The 24,826-nt window shown below is 42.3% G+C and carries 23 protein-coding genes and 1 riboswitch; of the genes, 20 read left to right on the forward strand and 3 right to left on the reverse strand.

What is annotated here, in order from left to right; all coding sequences use genetic code 11:
* Position 1 precedes the first annotated feature (1 nt).
* The 4 genes from I6N90_RS17970 (at position 2) to I6N90_RS17985 (ending at position 4,792) form a co-directional block, all read left to right on the forward strand.
* Positions 2-232 carry a hypothetical protein gene (locus I6N90_RS17970; protein WP_197936993.1) on the forward strand — a complete coding sequence of 77 codons (231 nt, stop codon included), beginning with the start codon at positions 2-4 and terminating at the stop codon, positions 230-232.
* Positions 233-313: 81 nt separating this feature from the next.
* A complete protein-coding gene (locus tag I6N90_RS17975) occupies positions 314-1,348 on the forward strand; it encodes an agmatine deiminase family protein (protein WP_197936994.1) in 1,035 nt (344 codons plus the stop codon).
* A gap of 21 nt (positions 1,349-1,369) precedes the next feature.
* Entirely contained in the window at positions 1,370-2,254 is an 885-nt protein-coding gene (aguB, locus tag I6N90_RS17980; RefSeq protein ID WP_197936995.1) for an N-carbamoylputrescine amidase, read from the forward strand.
* Positions 2,255-2,434: 180 nt separating this feature from the next.
* Positions 2,435-4,792, forward strand: coding sequence for a M13-type metalloendopeptidase (locus tag I6N90_RS17985; RefSeq protein WP_232243088.1), 2,358 nt, complete (start codon positions 2,435-2,437; stop codon positions 4,790-4,792).
* Between the two features lie 93 nt (positions 4,793-4,885).
* On the opposite strand, the gene I6N90_RS17990 is transcribed toward I6N90_RS17985, so the two are convergent.
* Positions 4,886-5,752 (reverse strand): AraC family transcriptional regulator, encoded by an 867-nt coding sequence (locus tag I6N90_RS17990; protein ID WP_197937206.1) that lies wholly within the window; start codon positions 5,750-5,752, stop codon positions 4,886-4,888.
* Positions 5,753-6,087: 335 nt separating this feature from the next.
* On the opposite strand from I6N90_RS17990, the gene I6N90_RS17995 reads away from it, so the two are divergent.
* From I6N90_RS17995 to I6N90_RS18015, 5 genes are all read left to right on the forward strand, one after another.
* Positions 6,088-6,807 (forward strand): HNH endonuclease, encoded by a 720-nt coding sequence (locus tag I6N90_RS17995; protein WP_442950969.1) that lies wholly within the window; start codon positions 6,088-6,090, stop codon positions 6,805-6,807.
* A gap of 751 nt (positions 6,808-7,558) precedes the next feature.
* A complete protein-coding gene (locus I6N90_RS18000) occupies positions 7,559-9,121 on the forward strand; it encodes a response regulator transcription factor (protein ID WP_197936998.1) in 1,563 nt (520 codons plus the stop codon).
* A 92-nt stretch (positions 9,122-9,213) separates the two neighbouring features.
* The gene (locus I6N90_RS18005) at positions 9,214-10,545 is read left to right on the forward strand and encodes an extracellular solute-binding protein (protein WP_197936999.1); all 1,332 of its coding nucleotides are present in this window, start codon (positions 9,214-9,216) and stop codon (positions 10,543-10,545) included.
* A 77-nt stretch (positions 10,546-10,622) separates the two neighbouring features.
* Entirely contained in the window at positions 10,623-11,495 is an 873-nt protein-coding gene (locus I6N90_RS18010) for a carbohydrate ABC transporter permease (protein ID WP_197937000.1), read from the forward strand.
* 38 nt (positions 11,496-11,533) lie between these two features.
* Positions 11,534-12,403 (forward strand): carbohydrate ABC transporter permease, encoded by an 870-nt coding sequence (locus I6N90_RS18015; RefSeq protein WP_197937001.1) that lies wholly within the window; start codon positions 11,534-11,536, stop codon positions 12,401-12,403.
* Between the two features lie 30 nt (positions 12,404-12,433).
* On the opposite strand, the gene I6N90_RS18020 is transcribed toward I6N90_RS18015, so the two are convergent.
* Together I6N90_RS18020 and I6N90_RS18025 are read right to left on the reverse strand one after the other, a co-directional pair.
* Positions 12,434-13,066 carry a GNAT family N-acetyltransferase gene (locus I6N90_RS18020; RefSeq protein ID WP_197937002.1) on the reverse strand — a complete coding sequence of 211 codons (633 nt, stop codon included), beginning with the start codon at positions 13,064-13,066 and terminating at the stop codon, positions 12,434-12,436.
* Positions 13,063-13,632, reverse strand: a complete 570-nt coding sequence (locus tag I6N90_RS18025; RefSeq protein ID WP_197937003.1) for a hypothetical protein — start codon at positions 13,630-13,632, stop codon at positions 13,063-13,065. The genes I6N90_RS18020 and I6N90_RS18025 overlap by 4 nt, the downstream gene beginning before the upstream one ends.
* 153 nt (positions 13,633-13,785) lie before the next feature.
* Between I6N90_RS18025 and I6N90_RS18030 the strand changes: the two genes are divergently transcribed.
* The 11 genes from I6N90_RS18030 to I6N90_RS18080 all read left to right on the forward strand — a co-directional run bounded on the left by I6N90_RS18030 (position 13,786) and on the right by I6N90_RS18080 (position 24,824).
* Positions 13,786-14,388 (forward strand): TetR/AcrR family transcriptional regulator, encoded by a 603-nt coding sequence (locus I6N90_RS18030; RefSeq protein ID WP_197937004.1) that lies wholly within the window; start codon positions 13,786-13,788, stop codon positions 14,386-14,388.
* Positions 14,389-14,463: 75 nt separating this feature from the next.
* Positions 14,464-14,566, forward strand: a riboswitch (purine riboswitch).
* A 152-nt stretch (positions 14,567-14,718) separates the two neighbouring features.
* Positions 14,719-15,330 carry a xanthine phosphoribosyltransferase gene (locus tag I6N90_RS18035; RefSeq protein WP_197937005.1) on the forward strand — a complete coding sequence of 204 codons (612 nt, stop codon included), beginning with the start codon at positions 14,719-14,721 and terminating at the stop codon, positions 15,328-15,330.
* Between the two features lie 4 nt (positions 15,331-15,334).
* On the forward strand, positions 15,335-16,624 hold the full coding sequence (locus tag I6N90_RS18040) for a nucleobase:cation symporter-2 family protein (protein ID WP_197937006.1): 1,290 nt from the start codon (positions 15,335-15,337) through the stop codon (positions 16,622-16,624).
* 252 nt (positions 16,625-16,876) lie between these two features.
* Entirely contained in the window at positions 16,877-18,409 is a 1,533-nt protein-coding gene (locus tag I6N90_RS18045; RefSeq protein WP_197937007.1) for an MDR family MFS transporter, read from the forward strand.
* Between the two features lie 353 nt (positions 18,410-18,762).
* Positions 18,763-19,950, forward strand: coding sequence for a hypothetical protein (locus I6N90_RS18050; protein WP_197937008.1), 1,188 nt, complete (start codon positions 18,763-18,765; stop codon positions 19,948-19,950).
* A 72-nt stretch (positions 19,951-20,022) separates the two neighbouring features.
* On the forward strand, positions 20,023-20,376 hold the full coding sequence (locus tag I6N90_RS18055) for a hypothetical protein (RefSeq protein WP_197937009.1): 354 nt from the start codon (positions 20,023-20,025) through the stop codon (positions 20,374-20,376).
* A gap of 206 nt (positions 20,377-20,582) precedes the next feature.
* Entirely contained in the window at positions 20,583-21,326 is a 744-nt protein-coding gene (locus I6N90_RS18060; protein ID WP_197937207.1) for a Bax inhibitor-1/YccA family protein, read from the forward strand.
* Between the two features lie 185 nt (positions 21,327-21,511).
* Positions 21,512-22,504, forward strand: a complete 993-nt coding sequence (locus I6N90_RS18065; protein WP_197937010.1) for a helical backbone metal receptor — start codon at positions 21,512-21,514, stop codon at positions 22,502-22,504.
* Entirely contained in the window at positions 22,504-23,517 is a 1,014-nt protein-coding gene (locus tag I6N90_RS18070) for a FecCD family ABC transporter permease (protein ID WP_197937011.1), read from the forward strand. The genes I6N90_RS18065 and I6N90_RS18070 overlap by 1 nt, the downstream gene beginning before the upstream one ends.
* A gap of 1 nt (position 23,518) precedes the next feature.
* Complete coding sequence (locus tag I6N90_RS18075; protein ID WP_197937012.1) at positions 23,519-24,334, forward strand: ABC transporter ATP-binding protein; 816 nt, start codon at positions 23,519-23,521, stop codon at positions 24,332-24,334.
* The gene (locus I6N90_RS18080; protein WP_197937013.1) at positions 24,315-24,824 is read left to right on the forward strand and encodes a HugZ family pyridoxamine 5'-phosphate oxidase; all 510 of its coding nucleotides are present in this window, start codon (positions 24,315-24,317) and stop codon (positions 24,822-24,824) included. The genes I6N90_RS18075 and I6N90_RS18080 overlap by 20 nt, the downstream gene beginning before the upstream one ends.
* Positions 24,825-24,826 lie beyond the last annotated feature (2 nt).

A 24,826-nucleotide genomic window follows, 5' to 3' on the forward strand; every position in this document is an offset into this window, starting at 1 on the left:
TATGGAGTTAATTACGATCTCGCCACCAGGGGCTACGATAGGTCATGATTATTCGTTTAATGGACAATCTGTCGTTATGAATAGAGATATTGTTCCGCTTGAGCTTGCCAATTATACGCAGCAGCAAGTATCTTTCGGCTGGCTTAGATCGGACAAACCGAATGCTTTGCTTCTGCAGCAATTTATCATTCATTTCCAAAATGACCTAAAATCTATTTATCGTATCAATTGAGACTATTGGTGATTTGTTATATGATAAGGAAGGTCTAATTGGACTGTTTTCTTAATAGATAGCGATGTGGGGGAACTAAGTATGAATCCAAAAGAATTGAACTATACAATGCCTGCTGAATGGGCGCCACATGAACGAACTTTTATTTCCTGGCCAGTACAGGATTCTATGGTATATCCAGAACATTATGAGCAAGTAACAAGCGGTTATGCAGAGATCATTACTGCAATGTCGGAGTTTGAACCGGTAACAGTAGTAGTTAACCCGGACGACTTAGAAAAGGTTAGCGCGTTGTTCGCCAGCAACGATGCTGTTGATTGTTTGCCAATTGAACATAACGATGCATGGCTTCGTGATAACGGGCCGACGTTCCTTTTGAATGAAAATAACGAGCTTGCAGGTGTGAATTGGGGCTTTAACGCATGGGGCGGCAAATATTCCCCGTGGGATCTTGATGATGCGGTAGCTCCGCAAATCTTGAAACATGTAGGCGTCAAGCAATTCGATGCTCCACTTGTGATGGAGGGCGGTTCGATTCATTCTGATGGAGAAGGAACTTTGCTTACGACGGAAGAATGTTTGCTGAATACAAATCGTAACCCAGAGCTTACGCGTGAGCAAATCGAAGCATATGTAAAAAGTTTCGTAAATGTTGAAGAGATCATTTGGCTCAATCGTGGACTTAGCGGAGATGAGACGGATGGACATGTCGATAACATCGCATGTTTTGCAGCACCGGGCAAAGTTATTCTTCAAGTATGCAACGATCCAGCAGATGAGAACTACGAGATTACTCAAGAGAACTTGCGCATTTTGGAAAATGCAACTGATGCAAAAGGTCGCAAACTTGAGATTATTGCTATCGACCAACCGCCATATAGAGAGTTTGATGGTCAAAGACTAACACTTAGCTACTTGAACTTCTACTTTGTAAACGGTGGAATTATATTGCCAGTGTTCGGCGGAGCGGCTGAAGAAACAGACCGTAAAGCTGAGCAAGTTCTTAGCGCTGCATTCCCAGATCGCAAAATCCGCAAAGTAAACGGTATGGCGATTATTAGCGAAGGCGGCAACGTCCACTGCACAACACAACAGATGCCTTTGGGGCGTGTTTAATAGAAACGGAGGTATGACAATATGACTAGAACGGTAAAGGTAGCAGCTACACAGATGAGCTGTTCCAACGATAGAGAAGACAACATTCGCAAAGCGGATGCGCTAGTACGCGAAGCAGCGAAACAAGGTGCACAAATTATTTTGCTGCAAGAGCTGTTCGAAACACCTTACTTCTGCCAAAAGGAAAAGTCGGACTATTATGTTCACGCTTCTGAATTGGAAGAAAACGAGGCGATCAACCATTTCCGCAAAGTGGCTAAGGAATTGCAAGTTGTTCTTCCGATCAGCTTCTACGAAAAGAAAAACAATGCCCGCTACAACTCGTTGGCTGTTATTGACGCTGATGGTACTGTACTTGGCAAATATCGCAAAAGTCATATTCCAGACGGCCCTGGGTATGAGGAGAAGTTTTATTTCAACCCAGGAGACACTGGCTTCAAAGTATGGAAGACACGTTACGCGAAGATCGGAATCGGCGTATGTTGGGATCAATGGTACCCTGAAGCAGCGCGTTGTATGGCTTTGATGGGTGCAGAAATTTTGTTCTACCCAACAGCGATTGGTTCAGAGCCGCAAGATGGTTCTATCGATTCCAAGGATCATTGGCAGACATGTATGCTTGGGCATGCAGCTTGCAATCTTGTTCCAGTTATCGCATCCAACCGTGTTGGGCTTGAATCCGATGAAGATTCCAGCATTACGTTCTATGGTTCTTCCTTCATTGCTGGTCCGCAAGGCAATAAGGTTGCGGAAGCGGGACGTGAAGAAGAAACTGTGCTAGTTGCAGAATTCGACCTTAATGCGCTTGAGACACAACGTATTGAGTGGGGCATCTTCCGTGATCGTAGACCGGATCTATATGGCATTATCGCTTCTTATGATGGGGAGCTTCGGATTAAAGATTAAATAAATTAGTTGTGTTCGAAAAGGGGCGTTCCCTAAGTCATAATGACTTAGGGAACGCCCCTATTTTAATACAATGAGGCATTTTCAAACGTATAAAGATCACCTATAATAAAAGGATATGAATGGTACAAGTCCAACTTATTAGTAATCATTCATAAAATTAACATTCAAAGGAGCCTAATGATGAAAAAGAAGTTTTTATCTTTACTTTTGGCTATTGCAATGGTCTTATCAGTCAGCCAATCCGTGTATGCTGAAGAAACATCACCGCCAGCTACTAGAGGAGACATCGTTGATACTTTGTTGTCGGCTGCCGATGCTTATAACGCTGGTATTAAGAAAGAAGCTATTATACAAGGTGATACAGAAGGCGACTTAAGAGAGAATGAACCAGCGAAGAAGATTGAGGCTTTAGTTATGTTAAGCAGGGCATTCGGCAAACTTCCGGAACCTGTTGGACATGATTTGCGAATCGGAACTTTTGGCGTTAAATTCACTGACGTACCGACTTGGGCAAAAGGAGATATCGATAAATTGGCAAAAGCCGGTGTATTGACGGGTAAAGCAGACGGTACGTTAGGCGTTAAGGATACGATTACGATCACTGAGCTTCAAACGATTATCGCTAGAGTGTGGGCGCTTGAAGGTTCCCATTTAAATGACGATTTTTATGGAGCAATCAACAAACAATGGTTAGATAAATCAACGATTGCAGCAGGAGAATTCACTTCTGACGGGTTCGCCGAGCTACAAAAACAGAATAACGATAACATAGAAAAAATGATAAATGAATTGGCTGGTAAACAAGCGGCGAAGGGTACAAAAGAACAGAAACTTTCGGACTTTTATGCAACGGCTTTAGATACGAAAAATAGAAATGAACAAGGCATTGAACCTATTCAAAAATATGTAACGGCAATTGATGGAGCAAAAACGCTTAACGAGCTTGTTCAAGCAGATCTTTCTATAGAGAAAGAAATAGGACTTAGCACGTTATTCCAATTTACAATTATAGGCGATGCAAAAAATAGTAGCCAAAATGCGTTGTATTACAACGGTTTAAGTACAGGCTTAGACAGAAGCAGCCTTGTACAGAAAGACGCAAAAGCGAAAGAAGCCTATATCAACTATCTGACCAAAATTCTCGTTTTGACAGGAGAAAAAGAGTCAGAAGCAAAAGCACGCGTCGAGAAGGTTTACGACATGGAGCATAACTTAGCTTCCGTGTCACTTGAACCTCATGAACAAATGGACGTCAGTAAAATCTACAACCCCTATACGATGGAACAATTCGATGACCTTTTTAAAGATGTAGACATGAAAAAAACGTTGGAATTGATGAAAATCAACAAAGCCGATAAAGTGATTGTTATGGATTTGAAGCTAGCGCAAAAAGGTGCGGAGCTTATGACTGAAACTAATCTTGAAGTGCTTAAAGCTTACTCTAAAGTACAATTGCTTTCTTCAACTGGTAGATTGTTATCCGACGGATTTAGAGACGCGTCAAATGAGTTTGCTACAGCATTATACGGGGTTTCAGGTGAAAAAACAGATCAGGAAATTGCAGTATCCAATACAACGAACACGATGAGTGGATATCTGGAGCAAATGTATATTGAAAAATATTTTTCACCGGAAGCTAAAAAAGATGTTGAACAGATGGTAGAGAAATTAATTGCTACGTATGAGAAAAGAATTAAAGCGCTTGATTGGATGTCTGAAAATACAAAAACGAAAGCAATTAAAAAACTGGAAACAATGATCGTAAAAATCGGGTATCCAGATCAGTGGGATACGACTTTAGACGCCGTAGCTATCAAAACATACAACGACGGAGGTTCGCTGTTCTCCAATACCTTTGCAGTAACCAATGCCTATTTGAATAACGTGAAGGCAGAACTAGGAAAACCAGTTGATAGAACGACATGGTCGACGAGAGCATTTACTGTAAATGCATTTTACAATCCGCTTAATAACGAAATTATGTTTCCAGCAGGTATTCTACAAGCTCCTTTCTACGACGTTAGCGCTAAACCTGAACAAAATTTGGGTGCAATCGGCATGATCATTGGGCATGAGATTAGCCATGCATTTGATAACAATGGATCAGCATTTGATGAACATGGGAATGCAACAAACTGGTGGACAGATGAGGACTTCAAGAAATTCAAAGAGAAAAACCAGAATGTAATTGATTTTTATAATGGGATTGAGATCATTCCAAATATATTAAATGATGGTCTACTTACACAGAGCGAAAATGTCGCTGATTTAGGCGGAATGGCCGCTTCACTTCAAGTTGTATCTGAACTCAGCACTCCCGATTATAAAGCGTATTTCGAAAGTAATGCGAAAACATGGAGATTTACAACTACGAAAGAAATTACAGCGTACCTAAGTACAATCGATGTACATTCGGCTAATAAAGTTCGAGCGAACCGCACAATTATGAACTTCGAACAATTCTATGAGACTTACGGAATTAAGGCCGGCGATGGTATGTATGTTGCTCCAGAGGATCGAGTTTCGATCTGGTAAAATAAATGGAGGTGTTCCAAAAGGTCTAAATTGACCTGAGGGACACCTCCATTTTTCTGTTGTACATCTACTTCAGTTTTTGACAGTCATACGTCATTTCTTAATGATCGGTACCCAAATCTCTGTTTTATAGTCATCAGCCATAATGTTACCGGCATCATAGACCTCCATATCAGGTCCACCAGAATGTTCGAATCCGGTCGCTGGGAACCATTCTTGGTATACTCGAGCGATCGTTTTTTGTAGCGTAGTTGGCACTGGTCCAATGTTCGTGAATATGGCCCATGTCAATGCCGGAATCTCACGAACGGTATACGTTGATGACGTAGTACCCGCTTTTGCTCTAGAGGCAATCATATAAGAAAATTGCTCCGTTTCAAAGTTCATATCTAAGCAAATGCCAAGCGTTTTATCATCTTCTGCCAAACTTATTAACTCGTCCACGGTTCCATCTTGGTTAGATTGCTGCCAGAAAAGTGGAATCTCTCGTAAGTTCTCACCATTCTTGCAATGCGTCTGCAACGTCTTTCCAACAACTGTAAAAGATTCCTTTTCTTCAATACGATAATCCATTTCCTTATCCCCCTTTAATGATATCTGAAAGGAGATACGGGGAAAGGCTTTTAGACTAACGCCTTCGCTTCGAGCCTCTGATGGAGAGAGGCCATGAATTTTGCGAAACGCTTTCGAGAAGGACTCAGGAGTGTCGTAGCCATATTTCAGCGCTACGTCGATTACTTTAATTGAAGTCGATGCCAGCTCCTGCGCCGCTAATGTAAGTTTGCGCTTCCTTACATACTCAGCTACTGTAAGTCCAGTCAGCATGTGGAACATGCGCTGAAAGTGGAAAGTAGACATACATGCGATCCGACTCAACTCTTCAATGTTTAGTCGCTCCTCCATCTGTTTCTCCATATGTTCGATTGCGTTGCTTAGTCTAATTAGTGCTTCCAACCGTATCACCTCCCTATGCCATTAATCGTATCATTTGCATTTTGGATGAACCTGTCATTCTGTGCTTTTATCGAACAGATTTCTTATGAGAGTTTAAAGAGAAGTTATGAGTGGGGATTTGTAATGTGTAGATATTATTCTCTTTGGAGTTTGAAAATAGTTTAGCTTGTAATGTAAAAACAAACAATCATAAAGTCATACTGTTAGTTACATAACGAGACTTTCCTATCGGGAGCTGCAAACGACATCGGAGTACGTTTCTATTGAAGCCGCAAAAGAGAAGCGTGTATTAAGACATTGCTACATGCTATACTCAAGACATGAATATACAACATTCGGAAATGAAAGAACAACCTAATGGAGAGGTTAAGCGTTGCTCAGCTTGTGGAGCAATGAAACCACTTGGCGATTTCCTAAGAAGGACAGGCAGGAGATCTGGAAGACAGAGTAGGCGTGGTACTTGCCGGGCTTGTAGGCGACCAGCGCATGCTACTTCTCCAGCATCGAAAGAATTGCATATCCAATCATCGGAAGCGCCATCGATAGCAGAGGAAACTGTTGTCGCATCTGCAGCCGCCCCCCGAAAGAAGCCTGCACGCAAGCGCAGAAGAGGAAACGGCGCTCATGGAAGGCAAGCGCCCGCAGAAGCTACTGCACAGCCGCCAAGGAGAGAGAAGGAAAGTCCATCCGACGTGTCGTTTCTTAAACCGACCGGAGGGGGCTTTATTCGAATGCGCGGCAAGACGGATAACGGACGTCGCTGGTATCAGGAGATTGAACCGGAGCTTGCTTATGTCTTGGTCAGAGAAGGAGCAGCTGTCGTCGTCAATCGCCACACCATTCGCCGTTTATATAGTAATAAGGAATTTAGGTTGTTAATTCTGACACGGGACAATTACACATGCCGCTTCTGCGGTAAATATGGCGATACAATTGACCATGAACTACCGCGGGCAAAAGGTGGACACACGACGCCAGTTAACTGCATCTGCGCCTGTTATGAATGTAATCAGTTAAAGGCGAACCGTGATGTGGACGAGTTCATTAGGGCGATGGACTAGCGTTGCTGTTGATAAGTTTACACGTGTATTGGACTAATGGAATGCAGTATGCTGGCTGGAAAACGGAAGCGGACGATTTGTTCGTACTCCACGCCGTATGCTGCTTTTTTGTTTGCCAACATAATCTGATCGTATGGTTATAAATGTAAGGGTGCTTACTATTGAAATTATTCGACAAGAGAGTGAAAATAGAGATGAGGTTATAACGTCATCCAAAGGATTACAAACTAACCCTGGACGAGGAGACTCAACTGCGGTTTTTCATATAAGGTGAGATGTAAGCCTGTATTTTCAGTGAGACAGCATCTATTCAAATGATAGCGCTACCATTGGTCGTGGTGTTAATGAGAGAAGCTTGATTAGCCGATTACTTAAGAAGAATAGCTATGTTAAAATACAGAATCAATGACGATCTAATCGTATTTTAGTAAATAGATAAAGGTGAGGTTGACGAGCGTAAGTGGAGTAAATAATGGCTTACGAACCGAGTAAGTCTTATTTGACCAAATTGTGCTGTTCAAAACTTTTAAGGAACTCCAAAATTCTTATTTTGAGCAAATTGGCTGTATTTCTGCCCGAATCTACGCAATAACGACGCTGGAGTTCGTTCAAACAAAGGGCAAGTCATGTTCATCAAAATAAACACAATACGGTTCGTTAGCGTTTTGGAGCCTATGATCTCGAATATGCATGTGGCTACGAGCCACAGATGAGATTTCGTATAAACGATAAACAGGGAAGGGGGACAATAATGAAACTGCTGATCATAGACGATGAGGTCATCATTCGATCAGGCTTAAGCACCGTCATTCAGTGGGAAGAGAATGGTTTTACGCTTCTAGAACCTGCGGCATCTGCTGAGGAGGCACTAATGCGTATTCCGGTGGAGAAGCCGGACATTATATTGACTGATATTCAGATGACTGGCAAAACTGGACTTGAACTTGCAAGTGAAGTAAAGCGGGAATATCCAGATACCGAAATCTTCATATTATCGGGTTACGAAGAATTTGCGTATGCTCAGCAAGCAATGCGCGAAGGAATTAGTGACTACTTGCTGAAGACAAGCCGCCCCGGAGATATTATGGCTGCTGCGTTGAGGGCGAAGAAAAGAATAGAGGAAAAACGTGCTGCTACGCTTGAAGGAAAAGCCCACCAGACTGCATTCCGTTGGAAATTACTTAAACGATTGCTTCATAGTGATAGTCCAATTACAGAGCGTGAAGCAGAAGAAGTGTTGGTTCACTATCCAGAGCTGCGTATCGCTTCCGATTGGGAATCGTTAGAGTTATGGCTTATCAGCTCTGCGGGTACATTAAACATCCTTAATGAGCCTAGTGTTGCAGTTGAAGATGCGGAAGATGTCCTTCGTGTTACAGGTGACTGTGCCGTTCTAGATTGGGATAATGGTTGGCTACTCATCTTTCGTGAAGGACAACCTGGTGCAACACGGAGGGTTCGCTCAGCAATTCAGCGTGCAGAGCGTGCTACGGGCAATCGTTATTTCGCAGCCTCAGGCACGCCTGTTAAAAGTGTGTTGAAGCTAAGAGAAGCATTAAAGTCGGCAGAGCAGGCTGCAGCATTTCACTGGATTGCGAGTGATTCCGGTATTATTGCTTATGAGGAAATTAAACATCGTAAAGGTATGCGAACGGTATGTTCACAGGAAGAGGAGCAAGTGCTTGTTTCCGTATTGCGAAGCAGTGACAGTGATCGGTTGCAAACGTGGATTACGAACACACTAGCGTTTATACGACATGATTTAGAAGCAACACCGGGTTCGATGATTTCATATCTGCATTCTTTCCTTGTAGCGGGATTTCGCTGGCTTGAGCGGGCAGCAGAGTCTGTTGGGCAATCGGCGCAAAAGCTACCTCAGCTTGAAGGGCTTAACATGAAGAAACTTTCTATTGAACCAGAAGAAGTTATGGTCGAAATCATGTCGGCTATTATCGCACAATATGAACGTTTGGCTGGTGGATCTGGTAGTCGAAATACGACGATAGAACGTACGTTAACTTATATACGAGAACATTTGGACCAAAGCTTAACCCTCTCACAAGTAGCGGCAACCGTTCATATGAATCCTAATTATTTCAGTGAACTGTTTAAGAAGGAAACAGGCAAAAACTATATTGAGTTTGTTACTGAAGCGCGTATCGAGTGGGCAATTCGTTTACTAAGAGAGACACCTGCGAAAGTTAGTGAAATTGCCAAAAGAGTGGGCTATGAGGATATGAAACATTTCAACAAACTTTTTAAACGATATACAGGTGAAACGCCCTCCTATTTCCGCAGTGAAGCAAATCGGTGAATTTCCCCCCCCTAACATCTGAATTATCCCCCCTACTTCATACTCAGTTCAAAATCTATACTGAGTATATATTATCGAGGGGGGACTTACTTATGAAGAAAAGACTTACATTAGTCGTAACGCTTATTACATTAATATCCCTACTAGTCGCAGCATGCGGCGACAACAAACCAAACTCAGGTACAAACAAGCCAGCTGAAGGCGGCAAAGAAGAAAAAGTTAAACTTACAGTATGGCATAACTTTGCAGGCGATGACTTGCGCGCACAAGCAGTTAGAAGTCTAATTGACGAATACGAAAAGGCTAATCCTAACATTGAGCTAGATGCACAAGCGATTCCAGTTGATGGTTACCGCCAGCGTCTAAGCACAGTTGCAGCAGCTAACGAAATGCCAGACGTATTTTTTGTATATGCAGGCAGCCACTCACAAGAATTTTTTGACGCTGGATTGTTGCAACCGATTACATCTCTAGCTGATAAGAACCCTGATTGGAAAAACAACTTCATGGAGGGTGCATTTGATCGCTTCACTTTTGAACCGAACCAAATCTATTCTGCTCCAATCGGATTGTCCGCTACATCGTTCCTATACTACAACAAAGATCTATTTGAGCAAAATGGTGTTAAAGTTCCAACAACATGGGCTGAAATGATGACAGCTGTAAAAACATTTAACGAAAAAGGCATTACGCCAATTGCACTAGGAAATAAAGCCCCATGGGTAGCTCAATCCACTATTTTGGGATCGCTGGCTGACCGTGTAACAGGAACTGACTGGTTCTTGAAAGCAGCTAAAGGCGAAGCTTCCTTTAAAGATCAAGTGTTCGTTGACGCACTTAGCAAGTTCAAAGAATTGAATGACAACAAAGCATTCCAAGAAGGTGCGAACAGCATCGATAATACACAAGCTGAGCAATATTTCGTTCAAGGTAAAGCAGCTATGATGGTTAGCGGCGCATGGACACTTACGAACTTGGCAGCTTCTGCAACTCCTGAGCAAGTAGCACCAATCGAAGTAACGACAATTCCAGCAATCGAAGGCGGAGCAGGTGAAGCTGGTACGATCTCCGGTGGTCCTGGTGCAGGTTTTGCACTTAGCAAGAAGACAGAAGGCGCTACAAAAGACGCAGCTCTTGATCTAATCTACGCAATCAGCGGCCCAGACGGACAGAAGAAAATTGCTGAGAGCAACTCTATGGTTATGTACAAAATGGATCTAACGAACTCCAAAGTTAGCCCGCTTTACTTGAAAGCTTTCAACGTAGTTATGAATGCAAAGATTACACCTGTATATGATGCTTACCTATCTGCTGAAGGTGGAGAAACAATCAATAATGGTTTGCAAGAGCTTATGATGGGCGGCAAACCGGAAGAAGTAGCGAAGAAACTTCAAGAAGCTCAAGAGCGTTCGGTTAAAAAATAAAGGTTTACTAGCAACATTCACGCTGTCTGCCTTAGGTGTCAGGCAGCGTGAACTATGAATTAGAGGAGGTTGTCGCCATGCCGTCATCATTGCGTTCACGAAGCTTCGTCACTCTGGCGCTGCTGCCTGCACTCGTCATCTTCATCGTGTTTGCGATTGTTCCGATTATTTGGTCGGCATACTACGGCTTCTTTAGCTGGAGCGGTTTTGGATCACTTAAGTTTATCGGTTTAGACAACTATGAAATGATGCTACAGGACCCAATATTTTGGAGAGCACTAAAAAACAACTTAATTTTAGTTGCTTCTGCAATCATCGGCCAAGTGCCAATCGCGCTTTTACTAGCACTGCTATTACTTAAGAATAACATGTTCAATCGTATTATCCGTTCTGCTGTATTTATGCCTATGGTGCTGTCGACTGTCGTAGTTGGCCTTATCTGGGGTTATATCTACCAGCCACAATTCGGTTTGGTAAATACGATACTCGAAGCTGTTGGACTTGATTCATGGACTAGAGCATGGTTGTCAGACCCTAAAATTAATATGTTCGCCGTTTCAATTCCGATTAACTGGGCTAACATTGGTCCTTACTTGATCATCTTTATCGCAGCGTTGCAAAACATTTCCTCTGAAGTAAATGATGCAGCTAAAATTGATGGAGCGGTCGGTTACCGCAAACTCGTTTTTGTAACTTTGCCTATTATGTGGGAAACCATTGTTGTGACAATTGTTCTATGTATTTCAGGCAGTTTGAAAGCTTTCGACCATGTCATCGTTATGACTGGCGGAGGACCTGCTCAATCTACAGAACTACTTGCCACTTATATGTACAATAACAGCTTCACCGTTTATCGTTACGGCTACGGCTCCGCCGTATCTACAATGATCATTCTGATCAGTGCCTTGCTCATAGGTCTGAACTACATCATCACGAAAAGACGAAGCTGAGCAGGTTTGTTAACGAGACCGATGAAGGAGTGAATGTTATGCAAGTTACGACTAAAGTTCAGACGAAACAATCGAAGACGAGTCTATGGAAGAAGCCAGTTGGTTTCATCTCGAAGATCATGCTACTTTTGTACGCCCTGGCTACACTATATCCGTTATATTGGCTTGCCATCAGTGCTTTTAAATCGAACCAAGAGTTTTTCAACCGTCCATACGCATGGCCGCTGAAATGGCAGGTTGATAATATAACCCGCGCTTGGGATCTAGGTGAAATGGGTAGAGCGATGCTCAACTCCACATTCGTGACGGTTACTTCCGTTATTCTCACAGTAGTGTTGGGTACGCTCGCTGCTTATGCACTGTCTAGGTTCAACTTTAAATTCAGTGGTGCGATTAAAGGACTATTCTTGCTCGGAATGTTGATTCCGATTCATAGTACACTCGTTCCGCTCTTTATGTTCATGAACAAAATCAATATTTTGGATACGTATTGGGCGCTTATTTTACCGTACACGGCGTTCGAGCTTTCGATTGCGATTTTCCTTAGTATGGCCTATATGGCATCTATACCAAAAGAAGTAGAAGAAGCAGCGATGATTGACGGCAACGGCTGGTGGGGCGTGTTTGGACGTATTATATTCCCGCTATGTTTACCTGTCATTGCAACGGTTACGATTCTAGCTTTCCTTCGTTTCTGGAATGACTTCTCCTTTGCACTCGTCTTTATGAACTCGCAAGCGATGAAGACGTTGCCGCTTAGTTTGTCTCTATTCTCCGATGGATTTGGTACAGACTATGCGCTTACAATGGGTGCGATGTTTATCGCGGTTATTCCGACGATTGTTATTTATTTGATCTTCCAAGAGCAAATTATGAAGGGTATGGTTGCGGGCTCGGTTAAAGGCTAATTGCCTTTACCGAGGCCCTTTTTTTTGTTACTATTCCTTTTTAAAAAACATGCAGTAGATAGGCAGCTGCTCAAGAAGCTTCTCTGCTGTAAGTCTAAAGCCGAACCGTTCATATAACGCTTTGTTGTGCGCGTTCTCTGTATCGAGTGCAACACCTTGTGAATGTGGATCTTTATCGACACGATATAGCAAGTGGTCCAATAGACTCCTCCCTACACCTTTTCCTTGAATGTCAGGCGACACTCCAATCATTACGAGGTAATCATGTTGCAAGGTTGGTGCGACTGCCCTTGTGATCTGCATGTAGCTATTCAGATGTGTGATGACTCTGAAAGGTAATTGAAACAGTAACGGAATAAACCTCCCGATTTGAAGCATTCCCCCAATTATATGTCTTAATTTACCGACATCCGATCTCTCCAAAATATAAGCACCTTGCATCACACCATCGTCGAATGAACCCCAAATCTCGTCACGGGATAGGAACCCTTTATCAAACATAAAGGCTGTGAAAACATTTGCTCGAGCTACTGCTTTTCGATCTGATTCGGGATCACCAAACAAATGAACGAACAAAGGATCATGTGCAAACGCACTACTCATAACGGAAATAAAGGATGATTTATCGGATTTAACTAGTTTTCTAATTGTACGTGTACTCATCTTGTTAATCCTTTTGTAGGTGTTGCTCTAGCGAAATGGTCAACGGTGAAGCTATACAGTACTTTGAGCAAGAACAGCAAGCAAGGGGCGAACATGTAGGGGTGAACTAGAGGAAGAAGAGATACGCCGCAAATGCCTACGGACAGCAATAAACCACCGATAAAACGTTGAGCTGAACGGCCAATTAGCCCATTAACGATAAAAGCTCCAACAATCGTGTAGGCCCACACACCGACCGTATACCAAATGTCTGCGTCTAATAAAAGTGCAACAGCGATAATATGGACATGTATGGCGATGAATACAATGCGGTTGATGGGTCTCGTTGCATAAAAGTTGCTTGTTGATTCGGAGAAATTAGCAATACATCCAGCTGCGATATCAAAAATAAAAATAATGGCTAAGATACTTCGCCAAAGGGGGAGATTGTCGATCATTTCAGGGAATACGGCATACAGAACGCCTGTGATACATCCCCCTATGACCAATATCGTTAAAATGTTTATCCAAGGTTGCTCTTCTCCCAAAATGTCATGAAGAAATACGGGGATCTTTATTTTTTTCATTTTAAAATCCTCCTGATTGTTGAGTTTTGTAGTTGAATATCGATTCGACTACAAAACAAGTATATCCACATCGACCAGAAGTTACAAGTGTTTTGTAGTTAACGTATTGTAGTACTATAAAACTTGAGCTACACTAACGATGAGGTGACAATCATGAATGGATACGAAAGACGAAAACAAGGTAAGATGGAGCAAATATTTCATGCGGCGTTTGAGCTTTTTAACAACTATGGTTTTCAGAAGGTTAGTGTCAATGAGATCGCTCAAGAAGCACGCGTTTCGCCGATGACTATTTATAATTATTTTGGAACGAAGGAACAACTTTATATAGAGATGTTAATCAACTGGATGGACAAGCAACTGGAACAGTATGAAACGATTCTTCAATCAGATCAGCCTTTTCCAGATAAGACGAAAGAAATTATGCTTGGGGAAATTAGAAGTTTGAACATTATGGCAGACGAATTTCTAAGGTCTTCAGCTACGGAACTAAGCGAACTAATGGTAACGATGGAACGTTATAGTGAGGACAAGGTGATGCCGTTTTTTATGAGGTTTGTTGCGCTTGGCAAGCAAGAGGGGTATATCCATGCGCATTTGACAGATGAGATGGCGATTATATACTTTACGATGTTCAAAAATGAGCTGAGCCGCAACTGGGAAGCTTCACAAACGGAAGCTTCAACTCATCATGTTGATCAATGGATTGATCTCTTCTTTAACGGGTTAAGCAGGAGTACAGTTTCTAAGCAGTAACGATTTAGTTGTTGCTAGATGGGAAAACATGAAATATTTGCTCTTGTAACTGTTGTAGGTAGTGTGTACTATTACAAGATACAATTAAATAGAACTCATATAATTTTGGGGTTATGGCCCATAAGTTTCTACCGGACGACCATTAATTTGTCCGACTATGAGTGAGTGCGAATGTATTGTGGCATCGATTCTGTTCGATGTATCACAAATTCGCTGTGCATGTGCATTCAGGATACCATTCCAGAGGACAGGCTTCACTTGAGAGATAGAAACAGCTCAAGTGCGGGACTGTCCTTTTTCATATGGAGAGAAAAGGAGCGATAAGCAGACATGAAAGTACTAGAAGATCGCATACGGCAAGACGGAATGATTCTATCGAATACGGTACTAAAGGTGGATTCATTCCTGAATCATCAGGTGGATACGGAACTCGCGCTTGCGATTGGGAAAGAACTGGCATCTATTTATGCCGATCAGCCTATCACCAAAGTACTTACGATTGAAGCGAGCGGCATTCAGTTCGCTATGGCGACAGGAATTGCGCTGGGTGTACCGTTCGTATACGCGAAGAAGAAAAAAGCTGTGACGCAGTCCGATAAAGTATACACAGCACCCGTACACTCCTTCACACGTGGAGAGACCTATCAAGTGAGTGTCGATCAGCGCTATTTGGGTCCAAATGATCGGGTACTTATTGTTGATGACTTTCTTGCTACAGGAGCCGCTTTAGTAGGCCTGGTCGATATTGTACGGGAATCAGGAGCTCAGCTAGTTGGCGTGGGCTGTGTCATCGAAAAGAGCTTCCAAGAAGGCAGAGGCTTGCTTGAGGATAAGGGTGTGCGTGTCCATTCCCTTGCGCGAATTGCATCGATGAAGCCGGGTGAGGTTCATTTTGTACATGAGGAAAATGTAGTGAATGAGCCTCAGAAGGAGACGGTGTAACAGCATGTTGAGCAAAAAGAGAGCTGTAACGTTAGGATTCCAACATGTGCTAGCTATGTATGCTGGTGCTGTCATTGTTCCTCTCATCATTGGGGGAGCACTTGGGCTGAATGAGACGCAGATGGCTTATTTGATAGCAGCTGACTTATTCACTTGCGGTATTGCAACAATGTTGCAAGTATGGGGTGGCAAATATTTCGGAAGCAAGCTGCCGGTCGTGCTAGGCTGTACATTCACAGCGGTGGGTCCGATTATCGCAATAGGGCTGTCGTCTAATATGGCAACAGTATACGGCGCCATTATTATATCCGGTATATTCGTTATTCTAGCTGCACCTCTCTATGGAAAAATTCTTAGGTTTTTCCCAACAATCGTAACAGGCTCAGTCGTAACCATCATTGGCTTATCACTTATTCCTGTCGCGATGAACAACGTTGCAGGTGGACAAGGCTCGCCAGATTTCGGAGCTCCAAGCAATCTGTTGCTGGCGCTGCTTACATTGGTCATTATTTTAGTAGTAAACCGGTTTACAAAAGGATTCCTCCGTGCCATATCCGTTCTTGTCGGCCTTGTGGTAGGTACAGTTGTGGCCTATTTCATCGGTATTGTAGACTTTTCGGCAGTTGCTAAAGCTTCTTGGTTTAGTGTGGCACAGCCCTTTTACTTCGGTACACCGCAGATTAGTTTGACGGCAATCATAACGATGATTCTTGTTAATATTGTAAGTATGGTAGAGTCGACAGGTGTATACTTCGCAGTTGGTAAAGCGACCGACCAGAAGGTAGAACAAAAGCAGATTGTGAACGGCCTTCGTGCGGAAGGAGCAGCTATTACACTTGGTGGTATTTTTAATGCATTCCCGTACACTGCTTTCTCGCAAAATGTTGGACTGATTACGCTGACGAAAGTGAAGTCTCGCGACGTTATATTCGCCGCTGGCGGTATTATGGTCATACTTGGACTATTGCCCAAGCTTGCGGCCATTACGACAGTGATTCCTAGTGCAGTGCTTGGCGGTGCGATGATTGTGATGTTCGGTTCCGTTGCGGTTTCTGGCATGACGATTTTATCCGAAGTTGATCTACGTAAGGAGCGTAATCTTCTTATCGTTGCAAGCAGTATCGCGATCGGTTTGGGATCGGCTACTGTGCCGCATATGTTCAACGAATTGCCCGAGTTCGCTAAGATGATGTTGCAGAACGGTATCGTTACGGGCTCTCTTACAGCGATTTTGCTAAATGTGTTGTTGTCGGAGAAAAAGGTAGTTGCAGAGCCTATTCAGAGGGCGGCATAAAATATCATTTAGAATACGGCGTAAGACAATGTAATAATGTAGATCAGAGACACCTTTGCGGGTGTCTTTTTTTGTGGTGATCATACGCTATTTCCTTTACTGATCAGACAATTCAATTTGTATGATTTTCATTGCTACATTGTATTTGAAGCTCACGAATCGTTACATTTGAACACTGACATACAGCTGTCAGGTATGGTGTTCTAAACTACACGTAGTGGTTCAAATACAGAAATGAGAGGTAGAGTGTACATGACATTATCTAAAGGGAAATCGGGTTGGGTAGTAGCGGGGTTGCTGCTATCGATTCTTATGGCTTCTATGGACAACACTATTGTAGCTACTGCAATGGGAACGATCGTTGGGGAGCTTGGCGGATTAAATCAATTTGTTTGGGTAACTTCAGCCTATATGGTTGCAGAGATGGCTGGTATGCCGATCTTCGGGAAGTTGTCTGATATGTATGGTCGCAAAAGATTTTTTGTGTTCGGGATCATCGTGTTTATGATCGGTTCTGCCTTATGCGGAACAGCTAGCTCAATAATAGAATTAAGCATCTTCCGTGCTATTCAAGGAATTGGTGCAGGGGCATTGGTACCAATTACGTTTACCATTCTTCTGGATGCTGTTTCACCAGAAAATCGCGGTAAACTTATGGGCTTATTCGGGGCAGTATTCGGATTGTCTAGCATATTCGGCCCACTTCTCGGAGCATTTATTACTGACACGATTAGCTGGGAATGGATCTTCTATATTAATATGCCAATCGGCATTGTTGCACTTTTCCTCGTAGCAAAAGGTTACAAAGAATCTCCTACTCATGCCAAACAAAAAATTGATTGGCTTGGTGCTAGTACATTAGTTGGCGCAGTTATTAGTTTGCTCTTCGCACTTGAGCTTGGCGGAAAGGTATATGCTTGGGATTCCTGGCAGATTATCGGGATGTTAACAGGATTTGTTGGTCTCGGAATACTATTTGTAATCGCAGAGAAGCGGGCAATAGAACCAATCATTTCATTCGCTATGTTCAAAATTCGATTGTTCGCAGCCAGCACAATGATTGCCGTTCTTAGCGGTGCAGCTTTTATAGCGGCGTCGGTATATTTACCGATCTTTATTCAAGGGGTATTGGGCGGAACAGCTACAAATTCAGGGTTAATGTTATTGCCGATGATGGTTGGAACAGTAGTGACCGCTACTTTAGGCGGGGTTGTAATGACTAAATTATCGTATCGTACGATTATGTTCTCCACACTATTTTTACTTGTCGCTGGTCTAGGACTGCTCACGACAATTACAGCTGATACTTCTCGACTCGTTATTACAATTTATATGGTTATTGTTGGCCTTGGAATAGGCGCTTCTTTCTCAGTACTTACGAATTCTGCTATTCATAGTATCCCGACGGCTAATCGGGGAGCAGCAACAGCAACGCTTAATTTTCTTCGTTCTTTTGGTATGATGCTTGGTATTACGATATTTGGCATCCTGCAGAGTCATTTGATGACGCGGAAGCTGACGGAAACGTTCCAAGGTGGAGAAACAGTAGCGTTGCCGCAAGGTATCGACTTGAAGGACCCGTATGTATTGATGGATGCTTCAATAAGGGAATCGATACCGGAAGGTATTCTGGGTCGACTGTTGTCAGGAGTATCGTTATCGATAACAGAAGTGTTTCTATGGAGCCTCATTCCAGCAGTATTAGCTCTCCTAGTGGCTTGCATCATGGGGAGAGAGAAGTACGATACGAAAGCAGAGATGGAAGCATACGGATCAGCTCATTAATTTTGATTGTTGGTTTAATTAAGAACAAAACTCCCTTGTGTTGCTCCGGGGGCTCTAACCCAAGAAAATCGGGTTAGAGCCCCCCTTTTAACTTTATAGCTGTCATCCCCGAATGAGATTTTTTACAGGTCACCTAAAAGTGCCTACTTGTTTACTTATATGGATTTTTTTATAATTACAGCAAGTCGACGACTATATACCATTTTGTGGGAGGTGATACAATTTTGTTTCCTATATATAAGGGAAATCAAGAAAACTGACGTTTTTTTATCTGATGAACTAATCGAATCAACAACTCTGGCTTAATACTTGTTGCAAGTCAAATAAAAATAATTTTTATTATTGGAGGTATTATGAAAAAGATCAAATATATATTTATGACGTTAGCGCTTGCTACTCTGTTGCTTCCTAGTGGATCTTTTGCGGCTTCGCCAATCGGCACTTCCCTTCCACAGCCAACTGGCGCTACTAAATTAGTAACAACAGCAGACGGATTAAACAGTGTATCATTTCAACAAACAGGTACTCCTGTATTTGCTTCAAACGCACCAGAAACAATATGGAATGGACCACGCTCAGCTGATGGTAAAGTTATGAATCAAGTTAATAAAACGTTATATCGCGATAATATGACGGGTAACTTTAGGTTTTGGTCAGTTCATTCAAACATGACGAATTCTAGCGTAAACTTTTATATGCATGTCAAAAATCCTTCAGCAACAAGCGCAGTTAAGCTCTATATTAAGAGAAAAGGATATGCTGTTAGTCATGCTGCAGCAGCTGCGGCAACTGCAACTCAACAATTTATGAGTCAAGATGGTGTAAACGCAGGAACTCTACTTGCCACTATTCCTGCTGGTGGAACATATGTATATCAATACGCTTCTTCTGTCGCACATGAACGGACAATGGACTTCGTGGCAGATTTCAGGGCTGTAAGTGTAGCTACAGACGGAGATGCTATGGTTGTAATATCGAATATAGTAACAAATAACGGTACAACAAATATAGAAAATATAGCGATTCAAAATGTTGTTGAAACTAATCATGGCTATAAAAATTCAAATGATGATTATCGCGGAGTTCTACAATATTCTGGAAGAGTTGTAAATCTAAAAATCAATTTAACTCCTAGTAATTATAAGAAGTTTATAAAAATTGCAGACGGTAAACCAGAGGCTTATTTGAACGAACAAGAACCTTTAAAGACAAGGTGGACTGTCGGGGGAACCCCACTAACCGCGCCAACGGTAGTTGCTTATAATGGTAAAGAGAGAGGCGCATATTGGCTCACAGATCTCACTTATAACATTAATATTACTAATTCCTCAGGGTATTCAACGGTATCCACCTACTATGGAGCGGCACCTAATTTGAAACCAGCAGGATTTATAAATTATAAAATAGGTTCATTAACACAATATAAATATGAATCAGGTCAAGCAATCGTAATCAATAATAATTTGAACTACACACTGAAAACGGTAGTCCAACCTTCTCTTACTTTACCGTTAGGACTTTATTTTGTAGCAACTAATTAGTAAGACAAAGCCATTAAACCGATAGAATAAAACCTTAGCAGTTAATTCAAATTTTGAGAGAGAGGTTTCAAAATGAAAAAAAATTATTTTTCGTTTACTAAAGGAATTCTAATTTCTGCAGCACTTTCACTTTCTCTAAGTGCAACTGTTGTATCTGCTTCCGGTACTAATGAACCAGAACCTTTACAAGGCATCTTGAGCAATGTCCAAGTTGTTGAAACGAAAAGTAATATTATATTGGCTGGCCCGACACAGAGACAGCAAACTGTAACAAAAGATATTGCAAAGAATGCTGATATTCCTGGTACAATTACTTATAGTGACAACAATGGCTGGTATGGCACATTATCACGAGACGGAATAGAAGACAAAGGCACATACTTTCGAGTTACTTACAAAGGCACTGTATATAAAGACTCTAATTAAAAATTAGCTAATAGTTAATTCAGGTGTTTTTAATCTATTTGTTAACTTTAAATGAAGCCAGCCCTCACTGTGTGAAGAGATAGGGGCTGGTTTTTGTCTTTTTCTTTTTACTTGCATTCGCCCCATGAAATGTATAATCATGATGATAGTTATAATAGAATATGATAAAATGATGACAAACTATCAGAAGAGGTGATTTTTGCGTGTTGTTTGGACGCAGTGGTAACCCAACCTTAAAGGACGATACGTTCCAAGGTTCAGGGCATTATTCTACAGGTGAACGTATGACGATTGAAGGTACAGTGAACAAAACGTTCATTATGCTTGCAATTTTGCTAGGCGCAGCAGTTGTAACCTGGTCGATGCACATGAAAGGCGATGCTAATACACTCGGCTTCATGATTGGCGGCGCAATAGCTGGTATTGTATTAGCACTTATTATTAGTTTCGTTCCGAAGACAGCTCCATTCCTAGTTCCAATCTATGCAGCATGTGAAGGATTATTTCTTGGTGCATTGTCAGCTAGATACGAAACGAAATTTGATGGTATTACGTTGCAAGCGGCATTACTTACAATGTGCGTATTTCTAGCACTGCTTGTAGCTTATAAATTCCGTCTAATTCAAGCAACTAGAAACTTTAGACTTGGTGTATTTGCTGCAACAGCAGGTATTGCACTTATGTATCTGGCAAGCTTCGGACTAGGATTCTTTGGTATTACAGTTCCTTTCTTGCATGAAAGCAACTGGATCGGCATTGGAATCTCACTTGTAATTGTTGTAGTTGCTGCACTAAATCTAGTGATGGACTTCGACTTTATCGAGCAAGGTGCTGAGCATGGCGCTCCGAAATACATGGAGTGGTACGGTGCATTTGGTCTTATGGTTACATTAGTGTGGCTGTACATTGAAATGCTTCGTCTTCTTTCCAAAATTGCAAGCCGCGACTAATAAATGTAACAACGTGGTTAATAGAAAATCAATGTAATCCTTATTTGAGAGTATCTGGGCGAAGTCTAGATACTCTCTTTTTTTACCATAAAATAATTTAACAGTACCTATTGATAATAATAATCATTGTCTATATAATGAGAATCGATATCACTAATAGGTACGTACACATAGGGGGAAACAACATGAAGGCAGCAGCATTAAAAACAGGAATCGTCGCACTTATGCTTGCATTAACAGTAGCATGCGGTAACAATACAGCAACAAACGGAGGAACAGCTTCACCTGAACCTACGAAAGAAACAACTGAGAACAATGTTGCAAAAGAAGCAACACTAGCTAGCGTAGTAGATGAGAAGCAAGTAGAAGAGTTACTTAAACAATTCGAAAATAAAACACCTTCCAAAGCGATAACGATGTCAGTTTCACTTACAGAGCTATTCGATGCGCTAGGTGTTGCTCCAGCAGGTGTTCCAACGACAAAAAGCACATTGCCAGCATCTTTCGATGCGATTCCTCGTGTAGGATCAACACATCAGCCTGATATTGAAGCAATTGCAGGTTTGCAGCCAGATGTAATTATTGGACCAGCGTCCATCAAAGATAACTTGGAAAAACAATTTACAGCAGCTAATCTACCAACAGCATACCTACCGTCCGATTCATTGGACGAACTGAAATTGTCTACTGCAGTTCTTGGACGTTTGCTAGGCAAAGAGAAAGAAGCAGTTGCTGTAATCGAGAAATTTAATGCAGATGAAAAAGCAGCTATTGAATCTGTAAAAGGCAAAACAGCTCCTAGCGTAATGGTACTATTCGGATCTGCTGAGTCCTTAATGTTTATGAACGAAAACACGTTTGTTGGCAGCTTGGTGAAAAATCTAGGTGGTGTCAATGTTGCGTCCGACGTTCTTAAACTAACTGAAACATACACACCACTAGACATGGAAAGTGTAGTTGAAGCTAACCCTGATATTATTCTATTAGTTGCTCATGGTGATCCAGCTGCAGTAGCTAAACAATTTGAAGCAGATGTTAAAAAGAACGGTGCTTGGGATAAACTAAACGCATTCAAAAACGGCAAACTACAAGCACTAGACTACGGCATTTTCGGAATCGCGTCCTTGCCAAAAGCAACTTCCGCGTACACTGAGCTATCTGGAATCATGTATAAATAATGAATAATAGAGTAGAGACTACAGGCGGCAAAGGAAGAAGCAAAGTCATACTCGCTATAATCGTTGCCGCTATTCTCGCTCTGTCTGCTTTAATCGCGATCGGTATCGGAAGTGTTCGTTTCATGCCAACAGAAACATTCATGACGATTATCGGACAGGGGAGTGAGAGAGCGACGACGATTCTATGGGATATTCGTATTCCACGAGTACTGCTCGCGCTCATTATCGGAGCAAACCTCGCTGCATCTGGAGCATTGCTTCAAGCAGTGATGCAGAACCCGCTCGCTGATCCGGGCTTGACTGGTGTATCGAGCGGCGCGGCAGTCGCGGTATTGTTTATTATGTTGGTTATGCCAGGTTATTCTTCATTCATCCCGCTTGCAGCAATTGTTGGAGGCGGGCTTGCAGCAGCTATGGTGTTTGCGATGGCGTGGAAAAAGGTTGGAGGTTTCACGCCAATCCGCATTATTTTGTCCGGTGTGGCGATTAATGCCGTGTTTGGTGGAATCATCGGACTATTGTCTATTTTATACAGTGATCAATTGCCTTCAGCGCTTCAATGGTTAAACGGCAGTCTGAACGGTAAAGGAATGGATGCGGTATATACGATTCTTCCGTACTCCATCGTTGGTTGGATCGCTGCGATTCTGTGTATTCGCAAAGCGAATATATTACGACTAGGCGAACAAAATGCCCATAACCTGGGGCAAAATTTAAATCAAGTTCGTTTTCTGCTATCATTAGTTGCTGTTTATATGGCAGCTATTTCAGTTTCAACAGTAGGCCTAGTTGGCTTTGTCGGATTGGTAGTACCGCATATTGCCCGTATGCTTATCGGATCAAACTACAAATATAGTTTGCCTCTCGGACTATTGCTTGGTGCTCTTATTTTATTAGTTGCTGATACGGCTGGGCGTACATTATTTAGTCCGCTTCAAATTCCGTCTGGCATTGTAATGGCAATGATCGGCGGACCGTATTTCTTGTACCTGATGCGAAAGGGAGGGGCTTAACTTGTTACAAGTGCAATCCTTACGAATCAGCTACGCTGATCGTACGATAGTGAAGGACTTCTCACTGGAAGTAAACGAAGGCGAGATTGTTTCGATCGTCGGCCCGAACGGTTCAGGAAAATCAACGATTTTGAAAGCTATGTCAAGATTAATTCCTTGCGAAAGCGGCAAGGTATGTATTGCTAACCAGGAGCTGGGGTCACTGAATGCAAGGCAGCGATCCCAGCTTATGTGCATGCTTTGCCAATCTAACAGCAGTCCCGCTGATATGACGGTTGAGGAGCTTGTCGGTTATGGCCGTATGCCTCATAAGAAATGGTATGAGCGATTAACGAATGATGATCGGGAAATTGTAGACTGGGCGCTGCATCATACAAAGATGGAAGAATACAGAGATCGTTTAGTCGTCTCTTTATCCGGTGGAGAAGCGCAGCGTGCTTGGCTTGCGATGGCGCTCGCACAACGTCCGAAAGTGCTACTACTCGATGAACCAACAACGTTTCTTGATATTGGTCATCAGCTTGAAGTATTAGAGTTAGTTCGAGAGCTTAACCGCGAGCTTAACCTAACAGTCGTTATGGTGCTACACGATCTTAATCATGCCAGTCTATATAGTGATAAGGTGTGCGTCATTAAGGATGGCTCCATGCATGTGTATGGGAAGCCGCAAGAAGTATTTACGATGGATCTCATTCGTAATGTCTATGGCGTTGAAACTGAAATTCAGTATGATGAATATGATCAGGCACCGCGCATTCATATTTTACGGAAAATAAAAGAAGAAAGAAGGGGTAACTTTGAAAGCATTGGATTTTGATGCATTAAAAGAACAGTATTTGACGTTCACAGAGAGTCTGAAATCAGTTATGCTCAGTACGCTGACAAGCGAAGGGAAACCGTTTATTTCGAATGCTCCTTACGTTATGCACGAAGGTAAAGTTTATATTTATATTAGTACAATTGCTCATCACTTCCGCTACCTTGAAGAAAATCCTGAAGTTGATGTGATGCTTATTGCTGATGAAGCCAATACACAAAATCTGTTCGCTCGCCAGCGCGCGCGTTTCGTAGGTCAAGCAGTTAATCTTGGTAACGAAGGTTACTCGGAAGTGTTCGAAAAGTTTGAAGATCGGTTTGGCAAGCCCATGATCGGCATGCTTCGTGGTCTTGATTTCTCACTGTTCGAGCTAACACTGTCAGAAGGTCGTTACGTTGCAGGCTTCGGCTTAGCATTTGATATTGATCTGTCCGGCGAGCGTTTCGAGCACGTTGCAAGAGATGGACATTCTTCTTCAGCTAAAAAGTAAAG

This window comes from Paenibacillus sp. GSMTC-2017 (genome assembly GCF_016019935.1).
Taxonomy (GTDB): domain Bacteria; phylum Bacillota; class Bacilli; order Paenibacillales; family Paenibacillaceae; genus Pristimantibacillus.